This window comes from Paraburkholderia sp. BR14320 (assembly GCF_040948665.1).
In the GTDB taxonomy this organism is placed as follows: Bacteria; Pseudomonadota; Gammaproteobacteria; order Burkholderiales; family Burkholderiaceae; genus Paraburkholderia; species Paraburkholderia youngii.
This window is the reverse complement of sequence record NZ_JBFPKG010000028.1, coordinates 91558-103722: the sequence shown is the minus strand read 5'-3', so window position 1 is coordinate 103722 and position 12165 is coordinate 91558. Positions and strand designations below refer to the sequence as shown.

General features: G+C 60.8%; 9 protein-coding genes. 3 read left to right on the top strand and 6 right to left on the bottom strand.

Translation table 11 applies throughout. The features are described from left to right. Positions 1 to 34: 34 nt before the first annotated feature. Together AB3X89_RS24265 and AB3X89_RS24260 are read left to right on the top strand one after the other, a co-directional pair. Positions 35 to 4096 (top strand): ATP-binding protein, encoded by a 4062-nt coding sequence (locus AB3X89_RS24265; protein WP_368585531.1) that lies wholly within the window; start codon positions 35 to 37, stop codon positions 4094 to 4096. Between the two features lie 356 nt (positions 4097 to 4452). After that, positions 4453 to 5937, top strand: a complete 1485-nt coding sequence (locus AB3X89_RS24260) for a catalase (RefSeq protein ID WP_368585530.1) — start codon at positions 4453 to 4455, stop codon at positions 5935 to 5937. Positions 5938 to 6130: 193 nt separating this feature from the next. On the opposite strand, the gene AB3X89_RS24255 is transcribed toward AB3X89_RS24260, so the two are convergent. The 3 genes from AB3X89_RS24255 to AB3X89_RS24245 all read right to left on the bottom strand — a co-directional run bounded on the left by AB3X89_RS24255 (position 6131) and on the right by AB3X89_RS24245 (position 8707). Further along, positions 6131 to 7027 (bottom strand): LysR family transcriptional regulator, encoded by an 897-nt coding sequence (locus AB3X89_RS24255; RefSeq protein ID WP_368585529.1) that lies wholly within the window; start codon positions 7025 to 7027, stop codon positions 6131 to 6133. Between the two features lie 710 nt (positions 7028 to 7737). After that, a complete protein-coding gene (locus AB3X89_RS24250) occupies positions 7738 to 8157 on the bottom strand; it encodes a cupin domain-containing protein (RefSeq protein ID WP_368585528.1) in 420 nt (139 codons plus the stop codon). 70 nt (positions 8158 to 8227) lie between these two features. Continuing rightward, complete coding sequence (locus AB3X89_RS24245) at positions 8228 to 8707, bottom strand: carboxymuconolactone decarboxylase family protein (RefSeq protein ID WP_368585527.1); 480 nt, start codon at positions 8705 to 8707, stop codon at positions 8228 to 8230. A gap of 89 nt (positions 8708 to 8796) precedes the next feature. Between AB3X89_RS24245 and AB3X89_RS24240 the strand changes: the two genes are divergently transcribed. Continuing rightward, on the top strand, positions 8797 to 9105 hold the full coding sequence (locus tag AB3X89_RS24240) for an ATP-binding protein (RefSeq protein WP_368585526.1): 309 nt from the start codon (positions 8797 to 8799) through the stop codon (positions 9103 to 9105). Between the two features lie 58 nt (positions 9106 to 9163). Here AB3X89_RS24240 and AB3X89_RS24235 read toward each other — a convergent pair whose 3' ends face one another. From AB3X89_RS24235 to AB3X89_RS24225, 3 genes are read right to left on the bottom strand one after another with little or no spacing between them, the layout of a single operon-like run. Next, on the bottom strand, positions 9164 to 9970 hold the full coding sequence (locus tag AB3X89_RS24235; protein ID WP_368585525.1) for a cytochrome c: 807 nt from the start codon (positions 9968 to 9970) through the stop codon (positions 9164 to 9166). Beyond that, positions 9967 to 11601: a b(o/a)3-type cytochrome-c oxidase subunit 1 gene (locus AB3X89_RS24230; protein WP_368585524.1), complete on the bottom strand. Its 1635-nt coding sequence runs from the start codon at positions 11599 to 11601 to the stop codon at positions 9967 to 9969. Before AB3X89_RS24230 ends, AB3X89_RS24235 begins: the two co-directional genes overlap by 4 nt. Beyond that, positions 11588 to 12163, bottom strand: coding sequence for a cytochrome C oxidase subunit II (locus AB3X89_RS24225; RefSeq protein WP_368585523.1), 576 nt, complete (start codon positions 12161 to 12163; stop codon positions 11588 to 11590). Before AB3X89_RS24225 ends, AB3X89_RS24230 begins: the two co-directional genes overlap by 14 nt. Between the last annotated feature and the right edge of the window lie 2 nt (positions 12164 to 12165).

The following is a 12165-nucleotide window of genomic DNA, read 5'->3' as shown; positions in this document are numbered from 1 at the left end:
GGACCTGCTGATCCAGCCGGAACTGCGCTACCTGATGGTCATCGGCGCCTATCGCGACAACGAGGTGGATGCCGCCCATCCGCTGACGGCCCGGCTTGAAGCGATCCGCAGCGCGGGCGCGAAGATCGGGGAAATCCGGCTCGCGCCGCTGACCGGTGCGCACATCGGGAATCTGATCGCGGACGCGCTGCACTGTGCGCCTGAAAAACTTGCGCCACTGGCGCGCCTCGTGACCGACCGGACCGGTGGTAATCCGTTCTTCGTGATCCAGTTCCTGCACGCGCTGGCCGAAGGCGGTCTGCTGGCATTCGATCACGATGCGCGGCAGTGGCGCTGGGATACCGAACGCATCCAGGCCAGCGGTTACACCGACAACGTCGTGGACCTGATGGCCGGCAAGCTGACGCGCCTGCCGCCCGCGACGCAACGCGCGCTGCAGCAGCTTGCCTGTCTCGGGAACACCGCGGACATCGCGACCCTGTCGGCCGTGCTCGGCATGCCGGAGGCGGGGATTCACGCCGTGGTCTGGGAGGCGGTTCGCCAGGAACTCGTCGTGCGGCTCGAAGGCGCCTACGCGTTCGTTCACGACCGGGTTCATCAGGCCGCCTATTCCCTGATTCCTGAATCATCGCGCGCCGACGCGCATCTGCGGATCGGCCGCCTGCTCATCGCGCAGGCCCCGGCGGAAAAACGCGAGGAAGCGATCTTCGAAATTGTCGGGCAGCTCAATCGCGGCGCCGTGCTGATCACCGAACGGAATGAACGCGAGCAACTGGCCGAACTCAATCTGCGCGCTGGCCAGCGCGCCAGGGCGTCGGCAGCCTATGCCTCGGCGCTCGCCTATTTCACCTCCGGCGCAGAGCTGTTGAATGACAATGGCCGGGAACGCCGGCATGAGTTGACCTTTGCACTGGAGCTGAACCGGGCCGAATGCGAGCTCCTGACGGGACAACTGCTGGCTGCCGAAACGCGACTGGCGGAGTTATCGAGGCGTGCTACGACCACCGTCGAGCGCGCCCGGGTCGCGTGCTTGCAGATGGATGTATTCCTGATGCTCGGCAAGCGCGAGATCGGGGTCGCTGTGTGCCTCGCCTTCCTTCGGCATGTGGGCATCGACTGGTCACCGCATCCGGACGACGCGGCCGTGCGCAGCGAATACGAGCGCATCTGGCCGCTACTTGGGGAGCGGGCCATCGAGGAGCTCATCGATCTGCCGCCGATGCAGGACGCGGTCGCCCTCGCAACCATCGATGCAGTGATCTCGCTAGTCCCGCCTGCCCTCCACAGCGACGGGAACCTCGCTTGCCTGACGATCTGCAAGGCAATCACGCTGAGCCTCGAGCACGGCAATAGCGACGCCTCGTCCGTGGCCTACGCTAATTTTCCGAGGTTCGCCGGACGCGTTTTCGGCGACTATCAGGCCGGTTTCCAGTTCGGCGAGCTCGGCTGCCAACTGGTCGAACGGCGTGGCCTCGAACGCTACAAAGCGCGCACGTATCTGTCCTACTACATGTATGCTGCGCGCCTGGTTCAACCCATGCGCAATTGCGCAGAGCAGATGCACCGCGTTTTCGACATGGCCAATCGGACCGGCGATATTCCGTGGGGGGCGTTCTCACGCAATCACGTCGTCTCGACCCTGCTTGTAACCGGCGCACCACTATCCGAGGCGCACCGGGAGACAGAATCCGGCATCGCATACTGCGAGAGAGTGCAGTTTCCGATGGTCACAGCCTTTAGTGGGCTGCAGCTCGCACTGATCCGGACGCTCCGCGGCCTGACACCGGGGTTCGGCAGCTTCGATTGCGCCGAGTTCGACGAGCTTCACACAGAACGTCACCTGTCTCAAACCTCCGTGTCGTACGTGTGCATGTATTGGATTCGGAAGCTACAGGCACGCTATCTTGCCGGCGACTATGAGGCGGCCACGCATGCGGCTGCACAGGCGAATGAGCTAGGCTGGGTCATGTACTCGTTCACCGAGGAGGCTGAATATTGCTTCTATGCCGCGCTGGCGTGGGCTGGCCGGATCGACGCCATCCCGGCTGGCGAGCGTACGCAGCACCTTGACACGCTGCGCGCCCATCAAAAGCAACTGAGTATCTGGGCGGATCTCTGCGCGGAGAACTTCGCCAGCCATACCGCGCTGGTCGGCGCCGAGATCGCCCGCATCGAAGACCGCGTGATCGACGCCGAAATGCTCTACGAACAAGCCATCCGATTGGCGCAGGATAGCGATTTCGCGCACGTCGAGGCACTGGCCAACGAACTTGCGTCCCGCTTTTATGCCGCACGCGATCTTCGCAAGTTTGCGCGCGTTTGCATGCAGGACGCCCACAATGGCTATCTGCGTTGGGGCGCCATCGGCAAGGCGCGGCAACTCGAGGAACAGTATCCGTACTTGAGAACCGACGAGGCGGCGGCGACCGGACCGACGAATACGATCGCGGCACCCATCGAGCACCTCGATCTGGCGACCGTGATCAAGGTGTCGCAGGCGGCTTCCGGCGAGATCCATCTGGAAAAGCTGCTCGGCATGGTCATGCGCACGTCGATCGAGCAGGCGGGCGCCGAACGGGGCTTGCTGATCCTGTCGGATGCGGGCGGCCATCGGATCGCTGCGGAAGCCACCACCGCCGGCGACGCGGTCCACGTGCAGCTCTCCGACGCGCCGCTCACCGCAGCGATGTTGCCGGAGTCGATCCTCAACCAGGTCTTGCGTACGCGCGAGACTATCTTTCTGGACGATGCCGCAACGGATCCCATGGCTGCCGCGGATCCCTACGTCCGTCTGCATCGCGCCCGGTCCATTCTGTGCCTGCCCTTGATGAACGCAGCCAAGCTCATGGGTGCGCTTTACCTCGAGAACAACCTCACTGCCCGCGTGTTCAGCCCGGCCCGGATCGCCGTGCTGAAGCTCGTGGCCTCGCAGGCTGCGATTTCGCTCGAAAATGCCCGTTTGTACCGCGATGTCGCGGAAAGCGAAGCAAAGATCCGGCGTCTCGTCGATGCCAACATCATTGGGATCAATGTCTGGCATGCCGACGGGAATATCCTCGAAGCCAATGACGTATTTCTGCGCATGGTGGGCTATGACCGCGACGATCTGGTCTCTGGCCGCGTCCGCTGGCTGGATCTGACGCCACCGGAAAAGCATGACGACGCGATCCGCGCGCGCATCGAGTTAACGGAAACTGGCCGCACCAAGCCGTTCGAAATGGAATACATCAGGAAGGACGGCAGTCGCGTTCCCATTATTGTGGGCCTCGCTGCGTTCGACGCAAGCGGCCGGGAAGGCCTGGCGTTCGTACTCGATCTGACCGAGCAGAAGCAGGCGGAGCAAAAAATCCGCGAGAGCGAGCAGCGCTACCGCGAAGTACAGACCGATCTGGCGCACGCGAACCGCGTGGCGACTATGGGGCAGCTCGCGGCCTCGATTGCTCACGAAGTCTATCAACCCATCGCCGCGACGGTGGCCCATGCAGAAGCCGGATTGCGATGGCTGAACCGCGAGCCCGCCAACCTCACCGAGGTCGGCCTGGCGCTCGACGGCATCCTCAGGGATGGCAACCGCGCCGGCGAGGTGCTCGGGCGGCTGCGGCAACTGATCAGAAAGGCGCCACGGAAAAAGGAGCCGGTGAACATCAACGAGGCGATCCGCGAGATCGTCGAACTCGTGCGGGGCGAAGCAAGGAAATGCGGCGCCCTGCTCGTGATGCAGCTTGCAGAGTGTTTGCCCTTCGTCGAAGGCGACCGTGTGGAACTGCAGCAGGTCATGCTCAACCTGATCATCAATGCGCTGGAGGCAATGAGCGGCATCGATGGGGTGCGACAGGTGCATATCAGTACCGGTGAAGTCGACGGCGCGTGCGTGCTCGTGACGGTGCGCGACTCGGGTCCGGGCTTTGGTCCGGACGGCGCCGAACGCGCATTCACCGCGTTCTACACCACGAAGTCCACGGGCCTTGGCATGGGACTTTCGATCTGTCGTTCGATCATCGATGCGCACCGCGGCCGACTGTGGGTCAGTGAGTGCTCTCCATGCGGCGCGCTCGTTCAGTTCAAGCTACCCCGGCATCGCGCGGTTTTGTCGTGATCGTCCGTGGCGATATAAAGCCGAATAGCGAATAACGACGACTGCAGTCATAGATTCCATCTTTTCGACGCTGGTAGAGATCGGGGTCGTGCTTACCTTCGTTGCATTTTCACGACGCAGCTCCAGCGCGCGAACCTCACTGCTCAAATTATCATGCTCGAGAACGGGCACGTAATAGCCGATCGATTCAACTAAACCGTTCGGTTTCTGTATTACGTTCTTTTTTGCAGGATGTTCCGCCAGGTATTGCGTCGCATGATGCCTGCAATGCCGGGCAACGTAATTGCGCTGAATCCAGGCCTGTTCGCACGGTGGTTCCCCTATCCCCCAATCAACCCATTCCTGGAGACTTCACAATGGGCAAGCTCACGACTGCATTTGGCGCACCGGTGCCGGATAACCAGAACACGCAAACCGCAGGACCCAGAGGTCCTGCCCTGCTTCAGGATGTCTGGCTCCTTGAGAAACTCGCGCATTTCGACCGGGAAGTGATTCCCGAGCGTCGTATGCACGCAAAGGGATCCGGGGCATTCGGTACATTCACCGTGACGCATGACGTCACCCAATACACGCGGGCAAAAATCTTCTCGTCCGTCGGCAAGAAAACTGAAATGTTCGCGCGATTCTCGACCGTTGCGGGTGAGCGCGGCGCGGCCGATGCCGAACGCGACATTCGTGGATTTGCCCTGAAGTTCTACACGGAAGAAGGAAACTGGGACCTCGTCGGCAATAACACACCGGTCTTTTTTCTCCGTGATCCGCTCAAATTCCCGGACCTCAACCACGCCGTCAAGCGTGATCCGCGAACCGGCCTGCGCAATGCCGACAGCAACTTGGACTTTTGGACCCAGCTTCCCGAAGCGCTGCATCAAGTCACAATTGTCATGAGCGATCGTGGTATTCCGCGCAGCTTCCGGCATATGCATGGATTTGGCAGCCATACATTCAGCCTCCTCAACGCGAATAACGAGCGGTTCTGGGTCAAGTTTCATATGTCGACACAGCAAGGCATTCAGAACATAACCGACGAGGAGGCGAACGCACTGGTTGGGGCCGACCGCGAGACGCATCATCGTGATCTTTACGAGGCCATCGAACGAGGAGAATTTCCGCGCTGGAAACTGTATTTCCAGATCATGCCGGAAAAGGAGGCCGCCACCTATAAGGTCAATCCGTTCGATCTCACGAAGGTTTGGTCGAAAAAGGACTACCCGCTAATTGAAGTTGGCGAGTTCGAACTCAACAAAAATGCGGAAAACTGGTTCGCGGATGTCGAACAGGCGGCGTTCAATCCCGCAAACGTTGTGCCGGGCATCAGCTTCTCCCCGGACAAGATGTTGCAGGGGCGATTATTCTCTTACGGCGATGCGCAGCGATACCGACTAACGGTGAACCATCATCAGATCCCAGTGAATTCTCCGCGCGGTACCAGCCACTACAACAGTTATCATCGAGACGGCTTGCTTCGTGTCGACGGCAATCGAGGTGGCATGCCTTCCTACAATCCCAATACGCGCGGAGCATGGCTCGATCAGCCCGACTATAGCGAACCTCCGCTCTCCATTGAGGGAGCAGCCGCCCACTGGAACCATAGAGTTGACGAGGACTACTATTCCCAGCCCGGCGATCTGTTCCGTTTAATGTCGCCAGGACAACAGAAAGCCCTGTTCGAGAACACCGCACGCGCAATGCGCGGCGTTTCACGCCCGATCCGGGAGTTGCACATAGCTCACTGTACGAAGGCAGACCCGCTGTATGGCGCGGGTGTTCGAAATGCGCTCGAAGCGCTGGATGCATCGGGTGAGAGCGCAACTCGATCGGAGTTGCAAACGCACAAGTAATGCGTACTTTTCCGGGCGCGTCAAGATGACGGGCGCCGTCTGGCATCCTGGCGGTCACGTAGGCCGACGTCACTTACAACGCCGGATGCGAACGAACCGATCGCATGGACATCACGGAGCCGCTATCGTTGGAGGCATAAGGCATACACGTGCCGGATAGCGGCTCGCGTCGCTGGCAGGCCAAAGGCTAGGGTCAGGCTTCGTCGCCCTTCGCCTCCCCGAATAGGTTATTAGCCACGAAGTCCACGAATGCCCGTATTTTCGTCGCCATATGCCGACTGGATGGCCACACTGCCACGCACTGGTAACTGCCAGAAACATGGTCTCCCAGCACGCGCCGCATTGAGCCATCCTTCAATTGCCGCTCGATCGCGAATTCTGGCAGGCATGCGATGCCGGACCCGCACTCCACCAGATTGACCAGTGCGCCAAGCATCGAAACCGCCATAGAGACAGGCGGTTCGCCGGCGTCCGATTCGCTGAGCCCGAGTGGCCATCGGATCAGCTTTCCGGCATCTTTCAGATGAATGCAGACGTGATGCGCAAGGTCTTGCGGTGTCGCAGGTATTCCGCAGCGCTCGAAATAGGATGCGGCACCCGCAATACAAACCTTGGAGTACCCAAGGTGCTTCGACATCAGTCGGGAGTCTGTATCGAGGCCGGGACAGATTGCAACATCGAATCCGCTTTCTATCAAACCGGCAGCGCCAGTTCCCCACTCGATATCGAGTTCTATTTCTGGAAAGGCAACGATGAACTTGCGGAGTACCGGGGCGAGATAGGCACTGGGAATTTGTGCAATCACGCGTAGCCTGCCGCTCGGAGCCTTTCCTCTCCTGGTAAAGCGCTCCTCGATCATCTCCAGTTCTTCGATGATCCGTCGACAGCTTTCCAGGAGCATTTCGCCCTCGTGGGTAAGCATTACGTTTCTGGTGCTGCGATGAAACAGGCGGATGCCCATCCGGTCTTCGAGACGGGCAATCGATTTTGCAATCGCTGACGCGGAGAGGCCGAGCCGTTGAGCAGTTCGCGTGAAGTTGCGGGTCTCCGCCGCGTGTACAAATATGCTGAGGGTACCTAATGTGTCCACCCTACGGTTCCCCGGTTAAGTAGGATCGCGCGCCCAAATACTCATAATTCAGGATTTACGCCCGCGGTGTGCCGAGTACGGCGAACGAACTGCAAGTCGTAGTTTCAGGTATGCGCGAACTCGGTTTCTGAAACCAGAGTTCGTGGTTCGGCGCGGAAAGTGTGCCTGTGTTCATCGCAAATCGCATGACTCGAATGACTGGTTGAAATCGCCGGGATTCGCGTCGAAAAGATAACTTTACGAATTCAGCGGCGAAATCGGAAGGTACAAGAAATGACAATCTGATTAGGTCATGAATACCTATTGCGAACGCCGTACCGCGGCGCTGCACTTCGTGGCCTTATAGGCTATGCGTGGTTCGAGCGCGGGCAATTGGACAATACGGCGCCAGACTGCGCCTGCGCAATCAGACCCGCCTCGTTTGAACGTGTGTTGGGTGACGGGCTGACGCAATGGCGTGAGCCCGTCAATCTCGGGATATCGGTGTATGACAGTCACTCGGCAGCAGCGCTGCAATCTGGCGCCGAATGCCGGGGTCGAGAGAGGATCGGAAGACCGTCACTTGCAGCACGCTGCTGAGTCGCGAAACAAAAGAGACGTGCGCCGGCCGGAGCCGGGCCGCTATACAATGCAAGCGACGAACGGGTGGTACGCGTGCGCTGACGCGTTCACCCGTGCGAACGTTTTGGCGGATGCCGCCGTCGCGACAGTCAATGGCCCTGTTTCTCGGGAACCAAGACCGGCGCGCCCTGGTTCTTGAGCAGCAGCACGACGAACTTCGCCGGCTGCGTCTGGCTGGCGTTACGCCCCACCGTATGCACGTCGTTCGGACCTTCGTAGAAGGTCTGGCCGGGCGTCAGCGTTACTTCCTTGCCACCCTTGACCTGCATGACGATGGATCCCTCCAGCACATAGATGAAACCGTGCGCGTGATGGCGATGCACGGGGTCCTCGGCGCCCGGTGGATATTCGACGCTAATCATCAAGGCTTCTTTGCCCGGATAATCGCCAAGGCGTTGCGTCATCAGTGGAGTGACAATGGCCTCAGCGGGCGTGCCAGCGTGAGCGATGCCCAGCGACGCGCCCACGGCAAGCAAGGTCACGAGTGGGGCTTTCTTCAGGCGAAGCATATTCGTGTGCTCCAGTATGAGCCGGTCCGTGCGTGCGGACCGGCGCCGACGAAACGTGTAGAGGATGCGCTCAGCTCAGATTCGCCTTGTCGAGGCCGTACGCTTTATCGGCCGAACCCGGCACGGTCCTGAACGCAACGTTCACGCGATTCCACGCGTTGATCGCCATGATGTCGAACGTCAGGTCCGAGAGTTCCTTTTCGCTGAACTGCGTGCGCACGCGCTCGTAGATATCGTCAGGCACGCCTTGCTCCGGAAGCTTCGTGAGCACTTCGGTCCAGGCGAGCGCGGCGCGTTCACGCGGAGCGAACAGCGTCGATTCACGCCAGGCCGTGAGATGATGAATGCGCAATTCGCGCTCGTCGTGAATCTTCGCTTCCTTTACGTGCATGTCGAGGCAAAACGCACACCCGTTGAGTTGCGAAGCGCGAATCGATACGAGATCGCGAACCGATTCTTCAATCGCGCTCTCTTTCAACAGATTGCTGAACTCCAGAAACTTCTTGAATAGTTCCGGCGATTGCTGGATGTAGTTGATACGCTGCGACATGATGCCTCCTGGTTGAAATGAACAGATATGTGTGGCGTGGGGGATGCGTTCAGCAGCATCTAGCCCGCACGAAGGCATCTTAGGACCCCATGACCCCAGCCGGTAGACGCAGCAACCGGCTCACGATGTTGCTCGGGCAGCACCAATCAGACTGTGTGACCTTTTCGCGTGAGCCGGGGTGTCGCGCACCGGCACTCCGGGGTGGAATGTTCGCGTTGAGCAGATGCGCGTCGCCGCCGGCGTTTCGTCTACACGCGGGCGGTCACCGTGGCATGGGACTTTCTATCTCGCGTTCGATCATCGATGCGCACCGCGGCCGACTGTGGGTCAGTGGGTGCTGCCCACGCGGCGCGCGCGTTCAGTTCAGGCTACCCATGCATCCCGGCGTTCCGTCGTAGTCGTCGGGGATTTGCCTGAAAACACCCGGCTGTGCAGTCGGTCGCCCAAATCGCGCATTCACGGCTGAGCCGCGTAGTACTTTGCGAGACCGTCGATCTCTTCGGGTCGAAGTTGCCGCGCGACGTTGCGCATTTGCTCCCCGATGTCGTTATGCCGGGTGCCGCCAGCAAATGCGCGCATCTGAGCGGCAAGATACGAGGCTGACTGCCCGTCGAGCGAGGGCGCCGCGCCCTTGCGGTCGATCGTGCCGTGGCACGCTGCACAAGGAGCGATATTGCGGATCGGCGCGCCTTGCATCGCAAGCGCGTGTGCGGCGCCGTAATCGCGGCTGCCCGCTTCCTGCAACTGCGTATGGCGTGGCCGGCTCGAATAGTATTCGGCGACATCGTGCAGGTCCTGGTCACTCAGGCTCGCGATGATTGGCTGCATGATCGCGCTCTCCCGTGCGCCGCTGTGAAAGTCGCGCAGTTCCTTGTAGATCGCATCGGCATACTGGGCGGCGAGCGCCGGAGCCGTTATGCCGGCCGGGTTCTGTGCGCCGTGGCACATCGAGCAACGCTGCGTGGCGAGCGTGGCGCCGCGTCCGCTCGAGACCGCGTCGATGCGAACGGCGCGCAGCGGCGGCAGCACGACGACATTGCTCGGCGGTGCGTCAGGCACGATGTCGCTGTCCTTGGACCCCGACGACGGCACACCCGCCGCGCTGCAGATCGCGCTCCACAACTCGTTCGCCGTGAAGTCGCGCCGCATCGATGGCAACCAGACGAAGCCAATGAGAATCGCGAGGACAGCGACGAGAAATGTCCCGCCGGCGCTCACGGTAAACCACGGGTTGCGAAGGCTGAACACGCGTTCCAGTTTCATCGCGGTGCTCCCACGGCAACGGCCGGAACGGACGTGTTCGGCAGACGCAGCAGCTGCGCGATCGGCACCGAGTAGTTGACGACGGTGAGGCCGACCATCAGGGCAATCCACAGCCTGAAGCTATTGAGCGCTACCGGCACGCGCTCGACCGGATGCACGCAGACACTGAACTCGAACGGTTCCGGCGTTTCATGCGTCCGGTTCGACGAACCGAACTGGGCCTTCGCGAGAATGTAGACAAAGAGCGCACCGGAAACGAGCAGCACGATGCCGCCGAATGCGGAGACTGCCACCCATATTGCCTGCGGCGCGATAGCGGGGTTCGTGTAATCGTAATACGCCATGCGACGCGGAGCGCCCAGGAGACCGACGTAGTGCCAAGGGAAGCTCACCACCAGCATGCCAATGAACCACAGCCACAGCTGCTTGCGGATCAAGCCCTCATCGGGCTTGCGTCCTGTGAGTTGGGGCCAGAGGTCGTAGGCGATCGCAAAGTACATGATCACGACCGCGCCACCGAAGATCAGATGGAAGTGGCCAGTGATCCACTGCGTGTTGTGGATCGTCGAATCAAGGTGGTAGCTCATGTTGATGAGCCCGCCCGCGCCGCCGAATCCGAGCATGACGAACGAGAACGCAATGGCGAGCATCATCGGATTGCGCCACGGCAGCGCCGTGAGCCAGCCGAATAGTCCGGTGCCGCCGCGCAGGCGACCCGCAATCTCGACCGACGCGCAAATCGTAAACACGGTCAGCAGTGTCGGCACGGAGACCATCGCCGTAAACACCTGGTGTATGAACTTGAAACCGGTGCCGACCTGCGGATCGGTGTACAGATGGTGAATGCCGATGGGCATCGCGAATACCAGGAACATCACGAACGCGATGCGGGCCATCGAATCGCTGTAGAGCCGCCCGCCGATGGCGCGCGGCACCAGTGTGTAGTACGCGGTGTAGGCCGGGATGAGCCAGAAGTAAACGATGGCGTGCAGCGTCCACGAGAACAACACGCGCGCGAGACCCACATCGATGGTCGACTTCAGGCCGAGCGCCACCGGCAGGATCTGGAACAGGATCTCGAGTGCCGCGCCTACCGCCGTCCACGCCCAAAGATACGCGCCCGCCACATTGGCGAACATGGCGAGCGGAATCGGCTGACCGGGATTGACGCGCCTCCATGCACGCAGATTCACGTACATCAGCGCGACCCATATCCACGAGCCGACTACCACGAGCACGATGCCGAGGTAGTAGAACACACTACCGATCATCGGCGGATAGAAGGTGAACAGCACCGAGGCATGGCCCGTCGCAACGGGCGCGAGTGCCATCAAGGCGCCCACCGCGAGCAGGATGAAGGCCGCCCATGCCCATTTGAGTCCGATCAGCCGCTGTCTGAGTGAGAGCTCGCAGATTGCGTAGCCAAACCCCATTGCGACCAGCGTCGGCAGCGCGTAGGCCATAACGGTTCCATGCGCCGTCACGGAACGGTAGTAGATCTCGGGATTGCCCACCCACGCGAACAGTGGACTGCGCACGAGCATCTGCCACGCGCCAAGCACGAGCGCGACAAGGAACGAGACAAAGGCGAGCCAGAAATGCGCGAGAACGAGCCGCTTAGCGAGAAACACAGCTGAGCCTCCGGGAGTGGCGGGCGGCCTCGAAGAACGTGGCCTTGTCGATGACTTTCACGTGAGCCCACATGGTTTGATGGCCGAAGCCACAGTACTCGTGACACGGCATCAGGTGTTCGGCCGGCTTCGGGAAAACGGTGGCGAGCGTCGAGAGATAGCCTGGCTCGATCATGGCGTTGACATTTGTGCCCATGATCTCGAGGCCGTGCACGACATCGGCGCTCGTGACGCGCAGCGTCACCGGTGTATCGGCCGGCATCAGCAGGCATTGCGGCGTGAACGAGTATTGCTGGGCAATGAAGCGCACCGTGACGGAGCCATCCGGCTCGACCGCGCTGCCCAGGTTGCTCTCGACGAATTCCCCTGACATCTGCAGTCGGCTCGGGTTGATCGTTTCCACGCGCGACGGTGACGTCATCGCCGAGTGCATGCCCAGGTAGATCATCACGATCACGAGCAGCACGATCAGGCCGCCGGCGAAGACGGCCCAGCGACGCTCGACGCGCATCGCGACCGAGCGGCCATCATGATTGGGTTGGTGCGAGGTTTCGGTCGACATGA

What these genes read in the sequence shown, in the direction of transcription:
- AB3X89_RS24225 (WP_368585523.1), bottom strand. Translation starts at nt 12,163, where the DNA reads ATGTCGACCGAAACCTCGCACCAACCCAATCATGATGGCCGCTCGGTC.
- AB3X89_RS24235 (WP_368585525.1), bottom strand. Translation starts at nt 9,970, where the DNA reads ATGAAACTGGAACGCGTGTTCAGCCTTCGCAACCCGTGGTTTACCGTG.
- AB3X89_RS24265 (WP_368585531.1), top strand. Translation starts at nt 35, where the DNA reads ATGGTCATCGGCGCCTATCGCGACAACGAGGTGGATGCCGCCCATCCG.
- AB3X89_RS24240 (WP_368585526.1), top strand. Translation starts at nt 8,797, where the DNA reads ATGACCCCAGCCGGTAGACGCAGCAACCGGCTCACGATGTTGCTCGGG.
- AB3X89_RS24260 (WP_368585530.1), top strand. Translation starts at nt 4,453, where the DNA reads ATGGGCAAGCTCACGACTGCATTTGGCGCACCGGTGCCGGATAACCAG.
- AB3X89_RS24245 (WP_368585527.1), bottom strand. Translation starts at nt 8,707, where the DNA reads ATGTCGCAGCGTATCAACTACATCCAGCAATCGCCGGAACTATTCAAG.
- AB3X89_RS24250 (WP_368585528.1), bottom strand. Translation starts at nt 8,157, where the DNA reads ATGCTTCGCCTGAAGAAAGCCCCACTCGTGACCTTGCTTGCCGTGGGC.